At 35.2% G+C, this 21,196-nt stretch carries 12 protein-coding genes; 2 read left to right on the top strand and 10 right to left on the bottom strand.

The window, feature by feature from the left end; all coding sequences use genetic code 11:
• Nucleotides 1-42: 42 nt before the first annotated feature.
• From VB798_RS00855 to VB798_RS00810, 10 genes are all read right to left on the bottom strand, one after another.
• Nucleotides 43-660 carry a TetR/AcrR family transcriptional regulator gene (locus VB798_RS00855; RefSeq protein WP_323254966.1) on the bottom strand — a complete coding sequence of 206 codons (618 nt, stop codon included), beginning with the start codon at nt 658-660 and terminating at the stop codon, nt 43-45.
• 139 nt (nt 661-799) lie between these two features.
• A complete protein-coding gene (locus VB798_RS00850; RefSeq protein ID WP_323254964.1) occupies nt 800-2,968 on the bottom strand; it encodes a fibronectin type III domain-containing protein in 2,169 nt (722 codons plus the stop codon).
• Between the two features lie 132 nt (nt 2,969-3,100).
• Nucleotides 3,101-9,340 (bottom strand): hypothetical protein, encoded by a 6,240-nt coding sequence (locus tag VB798_RS00845; RefSeq protein ID WP_323254962.1) that lies wholly within the window; start codon nt 9,338-9,340, stop codon nt 3,101-3,103.
• Nucleotides 9,341-9,359: 19 nt separating this feature from the next.
• Nucleotides 9,360-11,051, bottom strand: a complete 1,692-nt coding sequence (locus VB798_RS00840; protein ID WP_323254960.1) for a hypothetical protein — start codon at nt 11,049-11,051, stop codon at nt 9,360-9,362.
• Between the two features lie 126 nt (nt 11,052-11,177).
• The gene (locus VB798_RS00835; RefSeq protein ID WP_323254958.1) at nt 11,178-11,810 is read right to left on the bottom strand and encodes a response regulator transcription factor; all 633 of its coding nucleotides are present in this window, start codon (nt 11,808-11,810) and stop codon (nt 11,178-11,180) included.
• Between the two features lie 133 nt (nt 11,811-11,943).
• Nucleotides 11,944-14,868: a sensor histidine kinase gene (locus VB798_RS00830; protein WP_323254956.1), complete on the bottom strand. Its 2,925-nt coding sequence runs from the start codon at nt 14,866-14,868 to the stop codon at nt 11,944-11,946.
• A gap of 79 nt (nt 14,869-14,947) precedes the next feature.
• Nucleotides 14,948-15,850, bottom strand: a complete 903-nt coding sequence (locus tag VB798_RS00825) for a carbon-nitrogen hydrolase family protein (protein WP_323254954.1) — start codon at nt 15,848-15,850, stop codon at nt 14,948-14,950.
• A gap of 9 nt (nt 15,851-15,859) precedes the next feature.
• Nucleotides 15,860-16,453, bottom strand: coding sequence for a GNAT family N-acetyltransferase (locus tag VB798_RS00820; protein ID WP_323254952.1), 594 nt, complete (start codon nt 16,451-16,453; stop codon nt 15,860-15,862).
• Between the two features lie 11 nt (nt 16,454-16,464).
• Nucleotides 16,465-16,866, bottom strand: coding sequence for a nuclear transport factor 2 family protein (locus tag VB798_RS00815; protein WP_323254950.1), 402 nt, complete (start codon nt 16,864-16,866; stop codon nt 16,465-16,467).
• A 79-nt stretch (nt 16,867-16,945) separates the two neighbouring features.
• On the bottom strand, nt 16,946-17,452 hold the full coding sequence (locus VB798_RS00810; protein ID WP_323254948.1) for a rhodanese-like domain-containing protein: 507 nt from the start codon (nt 17,450-17,452) through the stop codon (nt 16,946-16,948).
• Between the two features lie 179 nt (nt 17,453-17,631).
• Between VB798_RS00810 and VB798_RS00805 the strand changes: the two genes are divergently transcribed.
• Together VB798_RS00805 and VB798_RS00800 are read left to right on the top strand one after the other, a co-directional pair.
• Entirely contained in the window at nt 17,632-18,696 is a 1,065-nt protein-coding gene (locus VB798_RS00805) for a phosphatidylinositol-specific phospholipase C1-like protein (protein WP_323254946.1), read from the top strand.
• A 399-nt stretch (nt 18,697-19,095) separates the two neighbouring features.
• On the top strand, nt 19,096-20,904 hold the full coding sequence (locus VB798_RS00800) for a PAS domain-containing sensor histidine kinase (RefSeq protein ID WP_323254945.1): 1,809 nt from the start codon (nt 19,096-19,098) through the stop codon (nt 20,902-20,904).
• The last annotated feature ends 292 nt before the right edge of the window (nt 20,905-21,196 follow it).

Genomic DNA, 21,196 nt, shown 5'->3' with positions numbered 1-21,196 from the left:
TTGCTTTAATCGTTTGATTAAAATTTGAGCAAAAAAAATGCTCTATTTTTCAGAGCTGAATAAGTACTGAGTAATCATATCTGTAATAATTATCTTATGATTTTCAGCAAACTCATCAAATTGTTTATCATTCATATTCCAAATCTTACAGGTCATTACTTTACCTTGAAATATAAATTGGATATTCGATTTGATTAAAAGTAGAACATGTTCAATTTTAATTTCCCTAATCTCTTCATTGTCAACTGCAACTTTCAACTGTTGAGCAAATACAGAATGAACTAATACTTTATCAAAGGAAATTACACTAAAGAAACGGTCTGGATTTCGGTGTAGCTCGTTAATAATAAAATTAGCCAAATCAGGATTTGTTTTGAACATTTCAAAATCATGATCGATAACAGCCGAAATTTTTTGTTTTAACGATATTGGTCTATTTAAAACTTCAAGAAGACCTTTGAAAAACAATTGAAGCATTTCTTCAAAAACACTTGAAAATAGCTTTTCCTTACTTCTAAAATAATAATTCATCAAAGCGCTATTCAAACCAGCTTCTTTGGCAATATCACGAGTGGTAGTGCCATCAAAGCCTTTCTCTAAAAAAACTTTTATGGCAGCTTCCTTGATTCTATCTTCTGCTGATTTTGTTAGGCACTTCATAAATTCAATTGATTAATGAGACAAAGGTATAGAACAAAAAACTAAAAACAAATCTTTAACCAATAATTTTAATCAATTGATTAAAATTATTGGTTAAATCAAATTCTGTAAAAGAAAAGTTAAATAATAGGCCAAAAAACTATTTCGCTGCTTGGTTGATTTCTCCTATTCCTGAAAATTTTCCATCATGATAAGCCACTTTTATAGCATACTGATAAGAAGTATTAGCTTTAAAATCTTTGTCGGTATAATTACTTTCTTTACTTGAACCAATCATTGCTAAACCTTCTCCATCGACGGCTCTGTAAATTAAATAATGGCTTATTGTTTGACTAACAATTGGCGACCAAGATAGATTTACTTGTTTTTTCTGCAAATCAATTTTTGCATTGATTTTTGAAACCGTAGCATAATCTGTTTTTCTAAAATACTTCACTGGAATCGGGAAAGATTTTGGTGAAAGTAAACCGTCATCATCTTTGGCAACTACGGCGTATTGATAAGACTTATTAGAAACGACGGATTCATCTTCATAAAGTAATGCACTTGAAAGCAGGTTTTTAGCAATTTCTTTAATAGTCATCCAGTCATTATTTCCTTCTTTTCGGTAAATAATATGGGCAACTACATCTTCACTTTCGCTGCCTACAATGGATAAACTCACGCCTTTTTCTGTCACCAACACGTCTTTAATCACTGGCGTAGTTGGTGGATTTTTATCGGGTAATTTTACGTTTAAATATTCTGAAAAAGCAGAATGATTGTTACTTAAATCAATGGCGACTACTTTATAATACACATTTTCGTTGAGCATTTTATTGGCTAAAGTATCCGTAAAAGTATTACTTGAAATACCAACAGGCGTTATTTGGGTATAATACTTGTTTTCAGCAGTGTACGAGCGATACACTTTAAAAAGTGCAACATCAGGATTTTTCGGACTTTTCCAACTAAGTTTTACTCTTCCTGAAGAATCTGCCTTCCCGACTAAATCTGTCGGAAACGAAGGTGGCAAACGGTCTTCAATACCGCCAGCAATCGGCAAAGTATAAGCTAAATTGCCAGCAGTATCAACCGAAGCGATGATGTAATAATCCCCAATATAGGCTTGTGGTTCAGTATCTGTAAAACTTAAAGAATTAGGCGGAATGATATTTTGAGTAATCGGCTGAAAAGGGCCATTTACTGTTGGCCCACGTCCAATCACATAACCTTTGAAATCTGCTTCTTTTACAGGTTTTTTCCAAGTAAGCATAATCGCAGTATTATTGATATTTTTCGCTCTGAAATCATCAGGAGATTTTGGTGGCGTTAAATCTTTACCCATTGCGATAATGGTTTCAGAAGGCTTACTTTCTTCGCCGAAACTATCAATGCCACGAATGCGGTAGTAATATTTTTGGTAATTTTTAGCGAGACTGTCGATGTAAAAAGCTTTGTTTTCCCATTTGGCAAATTGTGCTTTCAATAAAGTATCTTTTGCTAATTCTTGTGGGTCGGGTTTTCCCATCACAAAAGGTGTTTGATTTACTTTTTTGAAGTTTTTGCCGTCTTCACTTTTTTCAATGTAAAAAGCCGAAAAATCACCTTCTGGCCCTAATCTGTCCCAAATTAAAGTGGTTTTTCTATCGCCATTTTCGGGTTTATCGACAAAGGGTGCGAAAGTCAAAAAACTTTGTCCAGCCTCTACAACCACTTGTGCTGTATCAAGTACAATTTTAGTTTTTGTTGGCATTTCACTTTCTGCCAAATAGATTTTATAAGTATAAAGTGCATCTTTTTTCTTGATGTTTTTATCCACAAAACGCAAACCTGCGGCTTCGGCGGCTTTTTTTGAAAATTCCGCAGCCGTCAAAGTTGTGGCAAATCGAACATTTTGTTCTTGACTGATTTTTTTGATATTGAAAAAATCAGGCTTAAAATTTTTATCGTTTGGATACCCGTACAACATTTCCCCGACTACACTTATTCCTTTTTCATCTTCTGCCAAACGACTTTTCATTTGCTCTAAAGTCCACGGTTTTAAAGGTTTTGGCGTTAAAATTTGTCGAGTACCTTGTTGATTTTCTTTGCTATACTCAGTACGCTCGATGATATAGCCACGCACAGTGCCAGCCAACCAGTAAGCAGGCATATTTGGCGACCAACGCAAAACCACAGAATCACGATAATTACGAGCCAAAAGCATAATTTTTGGCTTTTTAATCTTGCTTAAAGTATCTTTTTTTGTAGGATTTACTTTTTGAGAGAAAGCATTTTCCACAGATATAAAGCTGAAAAACAGGAGGAATAATAATATTTTTTTCATGTGTATTTTAGCTTTTAGTTATCAGCCTTGAGCGATGAGTTTAATGATTTTTGATTTTCAAATTTCTATTATCGAGCGAAAAAATTCGCTCGATAATGGAAAGCATACAGCCTATTGCCTACCGCATACCGCTTATCTATCACAATTAAAACAAGCAGGATTTGAAAAATAGCCAGCTACTCTTGCATTTGGAATATTGGCTGGGATTGCTTGATTATACACAGGTGCTAATGAAATTGGCGAAGCTCCCAACTGAATATCTTTCGTCACCGTTACTTGATTTGCTCCGAGATATGGCTGATAAGTTAAGTTTACTTTTACAGTCGAACCATTTTTACGCTTTTTAAAAATATAATAATCTACTGAAGTATAATCGCCAAAGCGGTCGAATGTGGCTGGATTATTCAGCAGTCCAGCGTAAGAAGCTGTAATCCCAAGGGTTTTACTGGCGAATGAAATTTCTGTATTTCCCGTTTTTGCCATTTGAGTTCTCCAGTTATTCCCAAAATATTGCTGATAAGTATTTCTTACTCTTTGTACTTTTTCGCCAAAACTTCGTACCGCCATAAAGTCATTGTAGGCAACAAAATCACTTTTTATGGTAAACTGATACGGTTTTGTTGGAGCGTCATTGATGGCAAAACCATAAATTCCTGATAAAAATACCATTTGTGAAGCCACCGTTTTACTGATAGAAGCATCCATCGAAATCATTTTGCTACTGGCACTTCCGATGGAAGCACCCAAACCATTTTCATCTTTTGTGAGCGTATTATTACCGTTGAGGATGTCTGAAATATTTCCATTATAAGGGTCACGAACGCCAATATTTCTTAAAAGGGGTAAGGCTCTTCCCATTACAACGCTTTTGCTGGGTTGATAAGCGATATTTCGTAAATCATTATAATTTGGACTTACTTGTCCGACATAACCATATTGAACTTCTGTAAGAATACTGTAAATATTACTGTTCGCAAAGCGGTCAAATTCGGAAGTACCTTGACTGAACGCTGGCGTATTTACCGTTAATAAAGCTGGTTGTAAAGCTCCTCGACTTGAGAATTTATGTTCTTTCATTTCCTCATCTTCAAAATTTTCAGTACCATCCGTTGGCACAGCTTTGATGAACAAATAAGCATTTGATTGTGGCGTAATTTCGTCTTCGTACTTAGAGTTCTGGAAAGTTGTTGCTGCCATTTTCTCCTGAAAAGTATTGTATTGACTGGTTTTGAAAGCCAGCGAAAACATTACTTTATCGTTTTGTGCCGCTTTTTTATCAAGCGGTTTTAGGGCATTGAATCTAATCTGATAAGCGGCTGCATTGTTGCCATTACCTGCATTTTGATAGGTTCTTTGAATAGTATTGGTGAAATTGGCGACCTCGTATTTCTTGATTTTAATTTTATGCAATTCCAAACGATAGACTTTTGAATTTTGTAAACCCGCTGGAATATCCGCTAAAATTTTACCTTGTCCACCTGCGTATGGAGCTTGGTATTGCATAGAGGTTTTCAAAGTATCGCTGCCATTTTCGGCAATGAAATAAGCTTTGAAATCGTAATCTCTTAGAAGAAAGTTATTGGCATTGATGCCTTCTAATAATTCATCAGGAATATCTCCAGAAATAACAGCTTTGGTCGTTTGGTTTTTCAAGAAGTAATTTTGTCCATCCATTGGCCAAGTATAAGCCACATCTTCCCAACGAACAAAATCGGGTTGTTTGCCAGAAGTAAAAATATTTTCAGCTTCTTCAAAACGTTGTTCACGCACACCTGTTTCGTCGATATAAGGATTTTCAAGTCCGCCATTTACACGTTCCCAAAGGCGTACTTGTACTTTGAAAGCATAATTAGTTTCAGATTTCAAGTGTCCGTTCAAAGGCAAAATCAATTGTTCGTTATTATTCACCCATTGCTTCGCACCAATTGCCGCAAATTTTTCATGCGTTTTCTGATTCGTCAATGAATATTCTTGAACGGTAAAATAATAAGTTCTCGGCTGACCGTCAGGTAAAGCAATGCTATAATCCGTATCCATACTCATATTGAAAACAGCCTGTAAATCTCCGTTGGTATCCACCTCTTTTTCTCCTTTTTTCGGACTCAATTCTGAAATTACTTTAATATCCGCCAAAGGGTCGCCATTGAAAACTGGTTTACATTTTTGTCCGAAATCAAAATCAAAGTCAGTATCAACTTTTACCAAGCCAGCCAGTACTTCACCTTTTACTCTGAGTCTGCCTTCGCCCCAAGTTGGCTCTGGTAAACCACCCCAAAGCAAAGCTCCTGCCGTTAAATCCATCAATTTTACATTGAAACGTTTGCCGAAAACTTTGCCTGCTACTGATACTTTTCCGTTGGCGTAGGCATAAATTTGAGCATTGGCATACCAGCCATAAAGCCCGACAATTTCTTGTCCATTACATTTTAAACCCTTAGATAAAGCCGCATCAAAACCAGCAATCAAAGTAGCATCGGCGGATAATGGGCCAACAGCTACTTTCAAACGACCGTCAACTCTTGCTCCTGCCAGTAATCTGAATGTTAGCGGATTTCCGATGAGTTCGCCATCTTCATTAAATTGCATTTCGCCTTTGGTTTTGGCGGCATCCACTACGTCGTTTCGGGTATCATTTACATTTTCTTTAGCTAATAAAAAAGTTTGTACTTCCGAAGGTAAATTTGGAATACCTCCAATATCATTTCCAAAAGCGAAGTAAGCTTTTGCCGCCAAGTAGGCGTAAAGGGCATCATCTTCACTACCCAATTGTAATAATTTAAACTCTACTTTTTGTTTGCCTTCGGCTGGGTCGCCAATTTTTACGTGCCAAGTATCAGCAAAGTGCATTCTGAACGGAACAATAACTTTAGGAAAACCGGGAATTGGTTCTACTTCCACATCGGCATTCATATCAAAACTACTTGGCGTGATTGTTACAGAAGTTTGTGCCATCAACAAACATTGTCCGTTGCGAGTAGGGTCTTCGTCTAAACTCAATACTTTTGCTTTGCCCGAAGCCGTGAAATTACTGAAAGCACCATTGGCAATACTTGCCTCAATGCCCAAATTGGCAAGTATCATTTTTTTATCCGCCAAACTCATATACACATTGGCTTTAATGCCATAACTTCCAAGCATCGGCGTATAATTGATGCCTGTGTTATTTGTGCCTGCACGAGTCGTTTGCGTGTTGGGAGCAACATCTTTAATCGTTTGCGATAAAGGCGTATACATTTTCATATTGAAATAAATGCCACCGCCAAAACCCGAACACATTAAAGGCGGTACAACCGCAATACTTGGCGTGAGCAATACGCTGGCATCGACGTATCCATAATAAAAACCTTTATTGCCAAATTGTAGAGTCGCTTTAACAGTAGCTACTTTCGGGATTTTTACTTTGGCTGAACCGATAAAACCTGTTCCATAAAGGGCATCTTCATCAAAAAGGCGAAGTTCTCCTTCAACGGTTGCGGGGCCAACAGCCCCTTTTATCATGATTTTTTCGAGATTGACTTTAGAAAAAGCGGGCGACATTTTTCCATTTACGTAGCTCAGTTTTCCCAAAATTTCTACTTTGGTTTCTGCACCGACGATGGTATTATCATCTCCGCCGACGTTTACTTTTACTCCAAAGCCAAAGCCGATGGCATCGAGCCCACGGTAAACAAATTTTGGTGGCGTTAATTCTATCGGAAAGCCTACTAAATTGGCTTTGTTTTCATCTTCGACAGGCGTGTAAGTTGATAGCAATTCATCATTGACAGACGGCCCGCCGCTTTGTTTGCCTTTATCTTTTTCGTCTTTTTTATTATCCCACAAACCGCCCAAAAGTGTCCATTGTCCTTCGTCCAAATACAGTTCTTTTTCGCCCTGCATGGTAGGTTTTATTTTGGTATTTGATACTCTAAAATGTTCAAATTTCACTAAAGGAATAGCGATTGGGCTTTTTTGTGATAAACCAATACTGGCAGAACCGCTTAAATCTAAATCAATTTTTTTATTGTCTCCGTTGAATTCCAGCAGGAAATTAGAGTTTTTATCCAATTTCATTTTTGCCAACATGATCGGTACATCGTAGTTTTCTTTGGCATCAATCACAAACTGCATCGTATCTAAATTACTGCGGAGGTTGCAGGAATACGACAAGTAATCGTTACTAATCGGGAATTGAAGTTTGCCTTTCATCATGCCCAACTCAAAGCGATTTTGAACAATTTTGATTTTAAAATCATCAATTGAAAAACCCCAATCGCCAATCTTTCCCGTTGAATAATCCACCACAGGCTTATTGGTTGGTTCAATCACTGCCGTGATTTCGTTGCTATCGTCAATGATAAAATCGCTCGTGATAAAACCCAAACGTTGTTCGTTCGTGCCTTTGAGTTTGGTAGGTAATTTTACTTCTGTTTTTTTCATGTAAAGCCCACGGAAAGTCATTCCCCGGTCGCCTTTGAACTCGTCTGGCACATGAAAATCAACAGGATTTCTTTTATCTGAATGGTCATAAAAAGCATTTACGCCATTAATGGTAAAATCTTTTAGTCCATCTACCGTAAATGTTGGCATTTTTACCGTTGCCACCCAATCGTTCCAAGTCAAGAAATCTGTTACCATTCTTGCCTTTACGTCGCCAGCAATTACTTTGCCTGTGCCGTCATCGAGTTTTAAGAATGAATCTCCAAAATTCAAATCCATCACGGCATGAACGTGCTGTAAACTATCGCCTGCAATGCGTGCATAAGTACCCGAATCATCAGGATTTGGATATTTTCCTTGAATAAAATTGAAAGGTAATGCTGGAATTTTTAAATCATCAACCAAAATCAAATTGGCTTCACCTGCAAAAGCTTTGTTGGGAACCATACAAACGTCCACCGCCGCCATTGAAAGAAATTGGTTCGCTTCGGGCATTTTTAGGTTGAACAATGCACCCATATCTGCCCCATGTGGACTAAAACGCATATAATTTATGCCGATAAAACCTGCCTTTGTTGGCACGCCAACAGGCAACTTTACCGCCAATAAAGCATTTACTTTCTGGAGAGAATTTTCTTCAATTGCATCAACATAACTACCAATATCAAAGCCTTGTCCGCCTTTTGCCAATTGTTTCCAAGTACTCATCTTGGTAATTTCTTTGGGGTCGGGGAAATTATATTTGGTATTATCGGCTTGAGCATCGCCACTGAAAATCTCGTAAGCAGCATTAAAATTGATTTTCGTGAATACGACTTTTATCGGAACTGAATTCCAAAATACTCGTCCGTTGCCATCATAGCCATCACCTTTTTTGCTGATTTCATCTACTTTTAATTCAAATTTGCCCAGTTTCAACGTTTTGCCTACCAATTCTTCTTGTGGATAAATGGCAGTTTTATCGGCAGGCAATTGGGTGTCTTTACAAGAACTTGCTCCTACCAAAGCTACTTGTGCTTGGCGTGGCGGCGGTGGTGGTGCAAGAATTGCTGGTGGTACTTCTACATCAAAAGTACAGATTTGACTTTGCCCATCATTTTGAAAAACAGCCTCGCCACTTTGGTCTTTTGATACTACTCGCCACACGTATTTACCAACCGTCAATTCTGGTTCGGCTTGTGTGTAATTGAGTGAAGTACTTACAATATCTTTTTCGGTGAAGGGATTTCCGACATTAAATTTAATGGCATTATCCATCGCATCGTTCGGGTTTTGTCCTTCGGGTACTTTCAGCAAATAAAAATCATATCGAATTTGAGCGCCAGAAATATTCCCTACTGGTGGCGACCAAGTAAATACTTGTTGTTGCGGAACGTTCTCACGTTTTATCATTTTGTAGCCACAAGAAGGCAAAGTAAGACGTGGTGGTTCTACAAAAGTCAAAGGAATACTTTGGCATTGTCCCGAAAGATTTTGAAAACTTTCTACGTTGGCATCATAAGGCACTGCATACACACAAAAATCATAATATCCTTGTGGGAAAATCCCCGAAAGTACAATTTGGTCTTTTGTAGCTTTATCAAAACCTACTACTTGCGTATTGTTTGCATCAATAAAACCACTATTTTCTTGTCCAAAATTTACTTGTAAAGGTTGCCCAACTGGATTTAATAAAAGAGGAACATTAGGTTTATAATTGGCGGACGTAAAAATCCGTCCTCCAGTAGAACGATTGGTGATTTGCCCAACAATTTTGATGGGCGTATTCACAGGTTCACCATTATTTGTGATTAATACAATCGCTGCTTGTTTGTTAGGATTATCCACAAAGTCAATCACTCTCGGACTAAAAGGAGGTGAAAGTATCAGTTGAACTGTTACTTTTAATTGTTGTGCTTGCACCTTTTGAAAGCCTACAAGCAAGAGCAATAAGTAAAAAAGTATTCGTTTCATCTTACCGTTGTTTATTATTTTAAAATGAAATACCATAGCCAGCATTCATGTATAATTCTGAAAAATTTCTGCGTTCGTTTTTATTGTCGGAATTAACAATCGTTGAAAGACTTACATTGAATTGCTGCTTTTTGGTCAGGCGATAAGTAGTATTCAAACGGGCGTTGAAAGTACTTCCTGTATTTACTTGTTCTTGTGCATTTTGGGTATAATTCAGCGAAAGCGAAGTATTGAAATTATTCTTTTTACTTCCTCTTTGTGCAGAAAATGAAAGCCCCATCGACGAAGTATTATAAATCGGCAAAAGGTTGCGAATGAATAATAAACCGGGCGTAAAAGTCATTTTTCGAGTAGGTATTCCGTAACTGTAAGTAAGCGAACCGAATAGGTTATTGAAGTCTGTGCGTACTTTTGAAATGGTGTTTAAATCGTTGGCATTTTGATATGAAAGTACTCCGTTTACGGCATGAGAAACTGTTCCAGAAGTTTTAAACCAACGTGGAGCAATCATCAAACTTTGGTTCAATTGCGAAATTTTTACGGTATCAATAATCTGATTGGGAATGTTTTGTGAAGTACCATAATTTGAATAATTCACAGATAAGCCGAGCGTTCTAGAAAACTGAATATTCAAGTTAGCTGAACCAATATTGCGTGTGGTGGTATATTCTTTGAGTTTACTGACATTATCTTTCTGAATACCATAAGTACCTGATAATTGTACTTTTCCTTGTAAAGCCGAAATAGAAGCTGCCCCCGAATATTCTTCCATATCTGTATTGAAAAAATACGCTCCCATCGACTGATAATCAGCAGAAATCAATTTGTATTGTCCTTGAATACTAAAAGTATTGAATTGTAAACCAACCGTAGTTTCGCCAGCCCAGCCAAGTGAAGTACCTTTTCGGATGTCCACAATTTTAGTAATGAAGGAATACTTTTCTAAATCTTGCTGATCAACCATTTCTCGACGCACATCACGAGTATATAAACTCACGCCAATGTCACTTTTCCAGAATAAATGTTTGAAGAAAAGAAATTGCTGAGAAATACCAACTACCGTATTTTCATCTGGTGTTACTTTGCCAAAATCAGCAGGAAAAGTAATAGATTTTTGGTCGTCTTTAATTTTCAAGAAAGTAATATCAAAATGGTTTTGTGTAGTACCAAAACCCAATTTTGCAGCAAAACCATTGCGTTGGTACGCAGGCGATAATCCGTTTGGTAAATTCGGATTCGTTGGATTATTTGTATCTAAATAGCCCATTTCTGCTTTCTGGAATTGTCCATAAATCACAGCAAAGCGAAGTTTACCAGGATTCAATTCCAAACCAGCTCCATTAAAAAGCCTTCCGCCTAAAGTATAAGGCGAAAACATCAGGTTTCGATAACCCAAATGAAGCTTTGCCCATTTGTAGCTTGGACTTACGCCAAATTGTTGAAATGGACCAGCAAGCGAGCGAGATTGTTTGTTCAGTAAAAAGAAAAAAGGTAATTGAACGCCATAAAGATTGAGCGTTGGCGAAGCACTGAGTGTCCAAGAGAAAGGATCAAGGCGGGTTTTTCCGCCTGATAAACTATTGTAAGTACCAATATTAACATTAATTCCTCCTGAAACCGAAATCGGTTTTTGATTTTTCAAGTTATTAAGGTCTTGTGAAAAACCTTTTTGCATGAAACACAGAAAAATAAAGAGGTATATTTTTTTCATCACCATTGATGTTTAAGCGTTGTTTTTACAACTGCAATACACATCAAAATTGAAAAATTAGCAGGAAGCTATCAATAGCACTTTTGGGGGATGACGGAGAATGAAAAAGAGAAAATTGACTCGAATTTATTCAAAAAGTCGCATTCGTAAAGCCTTGGCAACGGCTTCGTTACCATTATTTACGTGCATTTTTTCATAAATATTTTTTAAGTGTGAACGAACGGTTTCAACAGAAATAGAAAAATCATGAGCAATCATTTTATAAGTATGCCCTTTTATTAACAATTCTAGCACTTGCATTTCACGAGGAGTAAGCCCTAAATCGCTAGGAATTTTACGTTCTACTTTGAAGGTTTCTAATACTCTTCGGGCAATTTCTGGGGTCATGGGTGCACCGCCTGAAGCTACATTTTCAATGGCATCAATGATTTGTAGGGGAGAGGTTTTCTTTAATAAATAGCCATTTGCTCCCGAACGCAAACAAGCCATGAGCCGTTCATCGTCGTCAAAAACAGTAAACATCAACACAAATACTTCTGGAAAATGCCTTTTTACTTTTTCTACGCCAATAATTCCGCCTTCGCCCGGCATATCAATATCCATTAAAATGACGGTTGGCATTAAGTTTTTTACTTGTTCTATTACTTTATCACAATTTCCAAAACCACCTACAACGTTCATATTGGGCATTCCTTTCAGGAGTAATTCTAGGGAATTTCTCAGTCTTTCGTTGTCTTCATAAATCAGGATTTGATGCATCTTTCTTGGCAGATTGTTTAAAATTAGGAGTCAGGATTGTTGATGTGTTTTGAGTGATGATAATTTTTCGCTCAAAGTAAATCAATTTTGTGGTTTAAAATAAAAACAAATTACGCCATCAGTATCGCCAAAGTCAATCCCCTATTTGTGTGAGAGAAACCACTAATTTAACCTCCGTACCAACACCTATTTTTGAGTAAACGGTAAGTTTCCCTTTCATTTTACTGGCTCTGGCTCTCATATTTCGTAATCCGTTGCCTTCAATGTTGGTATTTTCGAATCCTTTCCCATCATCTTTAACAATTAATTCCAAGTTACCTTTTACTTTCAGAATCGAGATTTTCACTTGTTTACATTCCGAATACTTGACTAAATTATTCACAGCTTCTTTAGCAATCAGTAAAAGATTTCTCCTGAAATCCATCGAAAGTTTTAAATGGCCGATTGAATCATCTACTTCAAATTCATAATTAATTCCTTTGGCTTCAAAAATTTCAGCGCCAATTCTTCGGATTCTTGCCGTTAATTGCCCGACGGTATCACGGTCGGAACGCAAACTCCAAACAATTTCTTCTAATTTATTTTGTAACGAAGAAGTATCTTCCAAAATCGTATTCAAGTATTTTTGGGCTGTTGGCGAGTCTTTTACTTGATGTTGAACCAGCGTAGAAAGAATAGAAATACTGCTCAATGTTGCGCCAACATCATCATGCAAGTCTGCTGAAATTTCAGTTCTTAGTTGTTCAATTTTCAAGATTTGATTAATTCTGTAACGATAAAAAACATAAGCAATCAACGATAAACACACTAAAATCAACAACTTGAACCAAATTGTTTCTATAAAACTAGGCTCAATGGTAAAGGTAATCAGATACGGTTTTTTACTCCAAACGCCATGATTTGTTCCAATTGAAACTTCTAATTGATAAGTGTTAGGTTGTAAATCAACAAAAATGAGTCGATTATTCGTGCCATTGTTCACCCAATTTTGATTAATACCAAGCAAGCGATAACGAAATTGATTTTTTGCTGCTGGCGCAAAATTTAATGGTGAAAAACTCAGGCTTAAATTGTTTTGGTAACGCAACAATTTTACTAAAGCTGATTGATTTGAAATCTTTGTGCCATCAAGTGTTTCAAATGTACTCAGGAATACGGCTGGCTCTTCGCTATTGGCAAGTTCATTAATTTTTAAAATATTCATGCCGTTCTTCTGCCCTATCCATAATTTACTTTCATCATCTAACAAAAAACCGTTGCTGGTATTATTACTAATTAAACCATCTTCTTCGATAAATTTTGCATATTGTTTGAAATCTGGACTAAAACGAAGTAAACCATCAAAAGTGCCGACCCAAATACTTCCTTGTCGGTCAACATCTATTTTGGCAAAATAATCATCAGGAAAATTATCTTTTGCTTTATTGACCTCTAATTCCGACAAAATTTTTCCTTCTTTATCCAGCACATTAAAACCTCCGTAGCCTGAAGCAAATATTTGATGATTCCGATTAGCCAATGCCAAAAAGTAATCTCCAATAAACTGATTATGCCTTTTTATATTCTGCTTTAAATCAGCTACTTGTATAAATTCTTGTTTCTTTTCATCAAAATAACAGATTCCAAAACCAGGAGAATACCAAGAAGCTAACCAGACTTTTCCATCATCGGATAGCAACATATCATTGACAAGACTTTTTGTCCAAAACTCATTCTTCACTTTATCGCTCCATAACTTCAACGTTTGTTGTTTTGGATAAGAAAATACTTGGATAGGCTGATATTCAGCACTCAGCCAAACCTGATTTTTACTATCGTTACAAATAACTTTAATGTTGGAAGAAATCGAAGGGAAAATTCGTTTCAATACTTTCTCATTTTTAGGCAATTGATATACGCCTTTTGTGGTGGCAATCAATAAATCACCTTCATGCGTTATTGCCATTTTATTGACGGAAATATCTGAAGGTAAATCAAATTTCGTGAACCTACCATTTTGTTGATGATACTTCAAAATCCCCGAATGCGACAAACCTAAGTAGATTTCATTGGAATTTGGTTTCAAAAAAGCATTAATCGTTACTGGCAACTGTGTTACTGAAGGAGGAATAAAAATTGTTTCGCAACTTTTTTTCCCATTCTGATATTTCAGTAAGCCAGCGTCGCTAGCAATCCAGATTTTTTGTAATTGATTGTCTAAATAAAGAGCAGTAAATCGTGGTTTTATCTGATTAAATTGGTCGATATGCGAAAATTTTTGGCTAAAAATATCAAAAGTATATAAACCACCAGAAGTAGCCACCAAACACTTTTGTAAACCTAAATCTTTATAAAAAAGCACATCATTGATTTCGGTATCGTTTAATCCTTCATGATACTCCTGAATACTTTTCGTGTTGATATTCAAAGCAATAAGCTTTTTTTGCAAAGTACCTAAGTAAAAAGAATTCCCATATTCAGCGATTGTCCTTAAAGTAATTGACTTAGAAAAGGTTTTAAAAAGTACAGGTTTTCTACGTTTTTCATCAAAAAAATAAAGCTTATTCAATGCCAAAATCCATACTTTTTGTTGGCTATCTTGAAAAAAACGAATAGAAGTAACATCTTCAGCAGTATTGGTGAAAAGTCTGAATAAATGCCAACGTTTGTTTTTTTCGTCATAAAATTTGGCGTGATGAAAATCACCACACCAAATTCTCTTTTTAGCATCTACAAAAACATTATTGAAATGGTCATTATCAGGATTATCATCCGACCATTTGGGAGAAGCAATTTCGGTAGCAGTAAACGTTTCAGTATTAATGTTGAAAATACCAGTTGATGAAAGCGAGACAATCAAATGCTGATTATCAAGTAAGCTGATTTTTTCGGCAAAAGCTTTTGGACCAATACTCAAAAACTCATAACCATCATACCGAAATAATCCTTTTCTGGTAGCCAGCCACAAAAAACCTTTTTTGTCTTTCGCCAAATGATATACTTCGTTGGTTGGTAAACCATCCTTCGTTGAGATGGTTTCAAGCTCATTGACCTTAATTTGAGCAAAGTTTTTTTGCACATTTTTCAAGTAGAAAAACAAAAAAAAGATTACACAAAAAAATGGCTTGTTGTACATCGTCTAGTTTTAAATATAAACTTTACACTCTTTTCTTTATCACCCCAATCTCATCATCAATAAAACCAACGCTTAAACGCCGATGATCTTTATAATTAAATACTTGTCCGTCGTTTCTTACTTTTTCAATTACTGAAAAATCTAAGGTTTCAATCAACCAACCAATTTCCTGTGGCTGTTTGGTTGAAATAATTCCTTCTTCGGGCATTTCTTTGTCGGGCGTGGTATAAAATCCAGCAAAACCATAATTAATATCCACCGCTGGCGACCATACTGCATTACCAACTGTTTGAGAAACAATGGTAAAAGCCTGATTTTCCAAAGCCCTTGCTCTCGCTCCAACATGCACACGAGTAGCGCCACGAATGGTTTCGGTACAACTTGGCGCTAAAATTAAAGAAGCACCTGCCTGAGCAAGTAATTGTGAACCCAAAGCAAATTCAACATCATAGCAAATTTGAATGCCAAATGAACCCCAATCAGCTTCGAAAAGTGTTAATTGTTTTGGTTCGGCGGCATCAATTCCCCATTCTTCATTTTCAAAACGAGTCATGAAAAATTTATCTTGAAAACCCACCAAACCTTTTGGCGAAAACACAAAAGCACGATTAAAAATCTTAGTATTTTCAAGCACAGGAAAACTTGGTGCTACAATTATTACTTGATACTTAATGGCTAAGCTTGCAAAAAAAACACAGAATTCATCTTTCAAACTTTGTAGTTCTTGTACTTGTTGATGAATATTTACTTGAATTGCTTTGGAAAAAACACTTACCAATTCCATAGAACCATATTCTGGGAAAAGTAATAATTGTGCTTTTTGTTGAACAGCATTCAAAACCCAATTTTCGGTATGTTTTCGCCAACTTTCTACATCGGCATGTTCACTGATTGGATATTGTGCTGAGGCAAAAGTAACTGTCATAGGTTTGTTTTATAAAGCTCGTTTCCAATAAATCATCGTTTTGGGTGTTGATACACTTTCATTAATATCTGGCCATTCAAAAGTACTTTGCAAAGAAAGTTCTTTTTGGTAACCTCTTTTCAACCAAAAAGCATCATTTGGTCGATAATTTTCTGGTTGTAAAGGATGATTTTCGCCACGGTCAACCGCACAAAAACAAGTAGTTTTAAAATTACCAAAGCTTCGAGCATGGGCTTCACGTTCATCAAAAAAACGATGACCCAAACCTAAACCTCTGTACTCTTTCAACAGAATACTTTCGCCAAAATAAAAGATTGAATCTATTGTTAAACCTGCTTTTTCAAAAGGCAAACGTACTTCTGGAGCTTCGTCTGCCAATGGAATACAAGTAGTAGCTCCAACCATTTTTGAACCATCGTAAACTGCAAAAAGCAATGCTTTTTCTGCTTGGGAATATATTTTCAAATACTCCATTTCATAATCTACCGAACCTTCATAAAGGTAGGGGAAATCACGAAAAACGGTGATTCTTAAATTGGCTAAATCTTCAAAAACAGTTGTAATTTCTGCCCCTTTTTTTTGAATAAATGAAAGTGTTTGCATAAAATTTAGCCTTATTCAGAAACCAATTGAATCCACAAAGGGAGATTATAATAAGTAGTTACTCTGCTGATTTTACCATCTTTCAAACCTAAAAAAGCTGCTGCTGGTAAAATATAAGTTTGGTTATGGGCTTCTGGCAAGCCTTCTTCTCCTTTTTTATAAATTCCGTTTACAACAAACTCCACAGCTACACGTTCGCCTGTTGGTTCATCAAAAAATACCATTTCGGTCAGCGTTTCTTCATAAGATTCATCCATGTGTTGTAGGAATTCCGTGAATAATTTAATGCCAATTCTAGGTTCGCCTTGGTTTGGCTCGTGGCGTACTTCTGGATGTAAAAGTGCTAACATTCCAGCCCAATCTTTGTTGTTAAAACAAGCGTAGTATTGTTTTACAGTTTCTAATGAAGTCATTGTGAATAATAATTTAATGAATAAAATATTTACTTGTCTTTAAATACAAAATATGTGTAATTAATGTTTCAGATTGTAGTTATTTATATACTTTCTTCCCTTTTTTCAACCAGATTCCCCAAGTTTTATCGTAAGCATGTACTTCATCTGTGATTCCCTTTTCATTAACAAGTGCTTGGTTTTGATTTTTCCATTCAAAAATTCCTCCATACAAATTATGGACATTGATAAAACCTTGTTGTAAAAGCTTTTCGGCTACTTTTTCACTTCTATAACCTACAGAACAATATACTACAATTGGCTGATTTTTAGGAGTGTTTTTTAAGGACGACAAATCTAGCTTTTCATAGCCTACTAGTTTTGCATCTTTCAAATGGCTGATTTGATATTCCTTAGGTTCACGAGCATCTAATAAAAGTACAGTATTGTTTTTCTTAGTCAATTCATTTACAGACATTTCAGGAACGCTGTGTGAAAGTAAGGTTTTTAATAAAAGCTGATAAGCTGTATTTTCAACCTGAATATGCTGAGCTATTGCACCAAAATTAATCGCAATAAAAATCAGCAAAGTAATTAGTTTTTTCATGCTATCAATCAAAGTTGAATAAGTCATAATTATCAAAATATTACAAAATAAATATCATTGGATTAATTAAGACAAGACCTTATAAAGAATGTAGTTTAATTAGCTAATTTTAAAGAATCGCTAAAGATCATGTATCTCAACACACAAGCATTACGTCAATTTTTAATTAATCAGCCCTCATGAAACTTATACTTAGTACGTTTTTTATCATATTTTGTTTTTCAGTTCCGACTAAAAATTTAGACCAACTTACCATTAATAAAATTCAAGTAATTGGTTCGCATAATAGTTATAAAGTAGCGATAGACGCTTCACTACTTCAACTTATCAAGAGTAAAGACCAATCCGATTTATCTGGTTTGGAGTATAGCCACCCTCCTATTTCTACTCAACTCGACTTAGGTTTAAGAAATTTAGAACTTGATGTTTATTCAGATTCCCTCGGTGGAAAATATGCCAATCCACTGGGTTTAAAATTGGTAAAAAACCAAGCTCCTTTCGATACCGAAAAACAAATGTTACTGCCGGGTTTCAAAGTTTTTCATGTACAAGATATAGATTTCAGAAGTCATCATCCACTTTTCAAAGATTATTTAATTGAACTAAAAAACTGGTCTGATAAAAACCCAAATCACGAACCAATTTATATCACCATCAATGCCAAAGATGATGAAATTAAAAAAGCAGGTTTTGTAGTACCAGAAAAGTTCACCGCAAAAACATTTGATGCCCTTGAAGAAATACTAAAAAAGTATTTGGGCACATCAAAAATCATCAAACCTTCTGATATTCAAGGACATTACTCAACATTAGAAAATGCCGTGCAAAAGTTTAATTGGCCAAAACTAAAAGATGCACGTGGAAAATTTGTTTTTATCTTAGATGAACAAGATGAAAAAAGAGAAATGTTTATCCAAGGGCATCCATCTCTAAAAGGCAGAATAATGTTTGCTAATGCCATTCCTAATACTCCTGAAGCAGCTATATTAATTTTAAATGACCCCAAAAAGAATCAAACATTAATCAAAGAATATGTATCAAAGGGTTACATCGTCAGAACTCGTGCTGATGCAGAAACCGTTCAAGCTCGCCAAAATGATTATTCTCAATTTGAAGCCGCTAAAATTTCGGGTGCTCAAATCATTTCTACAGATTATTATCTAAAAAGTACTCACTTTTTATCTGAATATAGAGTATCTTTCGAGCAGGATGTATTTATCAGGAAAAATCCATTATTTAATTAGTAAATAACAATTGGGTAAATTAAGCTCAATTTGTAATTTTGAATTCGCAATCCTTCATGCAAAGTCTCTACGATTAATTAATTTCCTTTTATCAAATTAACTATATCTACATTTTTTAAACACGAAATCTTTTGGGTTTCGGAATTTTATCATGAGTAACGAAAAGCTATTTTGATACCGCACAACATTAAATTAGCCTTTTCAAAATATAGATTAAAACTGCCAAAAATTAAATTATACAATTAGCAAATGATATTGCTAATCAGGTGTTTGATGAAACCTTGCGTATTTGTTTTCGCTAAAAATGAATACTTTTTTGTTTTATCTCTTATATAAATAGCCGTCCGATTGAGTAGTGAGTTATCATCATTTTGAAAAATTAAAACCGCCATTTACCAGATGAAATCTTCCTCAATTAATTATCTATCAGAAGTAATATTGAATTCATTAGAAGGCAATGTTTACATTTTAGATAAAGAATACCGTTTCATGTATTTTAATGAAACTTATATTAGAAATTATGTTTATAGTTTTAATGAAAGACCACAAATCAATAAAGTAAGCAAAGTAATAACATCTCAAAAACAGTTTTTTATTTCTTTAGCCCAAAGTTATCAAAACGCATTTGAAGGACGTGAAATAAGTATTGAACCTCAAAAACTAAACCATAAGTTTACGCCAATTAATGACGAAAATGGCGAAATTTCGATGATTTTAGTTCAATTTTACTTACCAGATGATGCGAAACCTTTCATCACTGAAAACAGTCTTTATTCTGAAAGTCAATATCATGAAGTAATCAACCTCATAAGTGATATTATATTTAAAACAGATGAACATTGGCGTTGGACTTTCCTGAATGATTCATGGACTAAAATTCTTGGTTATAGCAATGAGGAATCATTAGGAAAACCTTTCTACGATTTCATGCACCCTGAAGATGCTGACAAAAAAGAGCAGCTTTTTGATGCCCTCATTCGAGAAAAAAAAACTACCAGTAAACATCTCGCTAGGTTTATCACCCAAACAGGTGAAATAAAATGGATTAAAGCTTCTGTAACTTTTATTTCAGACGCAAAAGGATTTGTAATTGGCGCTACCGGTACACTCAGAGACATTACCCGACAAAAGGAAAATGCTCATATCTACGAATTACTCTCCAACAATGTTAAGGATTTAGTCTGTATTCACGATTTAGAAGGCACATTGTTGTACATTTCGCCCTCAATTAAGCAAATTACAGGCTATGAACCACAAGATTTACTTGGGAAGAAACTCTCGGATTATTATCATCCCGACGATTTAAAACTGGTTGATAAAGAACAACTACCTTTTGCAGGAACTACTTCATCCTATATTAGTTATCGTTTCAGAAATGCCGATGGCGAATATGTTTGGCTAGAAACAAACTCTAAAGTATTTTTTGACGATTACGACCTCACACATCGCATCATTACTTCTTCAAGGGAAATCAACGATAGAAAACGTACTGAAGAAATTTTAATGACTTCTTTACAAAAAGAAAAAGAATTGAATGATTTAAAAACGCTTTTTGTCAATGTAGCATCGCATGAATTCAGAACGCCACTTTCTACAATTCGTTCAAGTACTGAGATTATTCAGTTGATAGACAAAGACCAAAATCCGCATATCAAAAAGCATGTTAATATTATTGGTAGTCAAATTGATAGAATCACGAGTTTGATGAACGAAATATTGATTGTTGGCAAAATTGAATCTAACAATTTGAGTTGCAACAAAGAACGTGTAAATGTTATCGAACTAGTAAAATCTTGCTTTGAAGGACAAAATGCCTTGCAAAAAGATGGTCGTACAATTGAATTTAAAGTAACAGGCATACCAGCTATTGCAGAAATAGACCCACTCCATCTCAATCTCATACTTGATAATCTGATTTCAAATGCCTTTAAATATTCCAGAAATCGACCAAATCCAATACTGAGTTTGTCATTTTATGAAAATTCCTTTGAAATTATTATTCAAGATTTCGGCATTGGTATTCCAGCAGAAGTAAAAAATAAAATCTTTAATTCATTTTACAGAGCCAGCAATGTTGGGAGAATTGAAGGAACGGGTTTAGGTTTAGTCATTGCGAAGAATCTTGTTAGGCTAAATGGAGGTAAGCTCAATTTTGAGAGCGAAGAAAGCAAAGGTTCAACATTCATCCTTCATTTCAGTTATTTATAATAAAAATAAATATAATAATTGTCGGAGTAAAAAAGAGACGAACAATCAAAAAAGAGCATTTATAATTTTTGTTATTAATGAATAAATAAGTAATTTAGCCAAAAGCGTATTTCTTGATAATTATCAAAAAATAAGTAAAATTTGCCTTAGTATAAATTTATAAATTACTTAATAAACTATAAATATTACTTCAATTGCCTGAAGAGTATTTACAGCAATTGAAAGTACTCCATTATTAAACTTATTTTAAATCTACCGATTGTATAATACAATTTCAATCGGTCAATAAAAC

The sequence above is a fragment of the Arcicella lustrica genome (assembly GCF_034930985.1).
In the GTDB taxonomy this organism is placed as follows: domain Bacteria; phylum Bacteroidota; class Bacteroidia; order Cytophagales; family Spirosomataceae; genus Arcicella; species Arcicella lustrica.
Note: the sequence above shows the minus strand (reverse complement) of the source record. Positions and strands in the feature narration are given on the sequence as shown.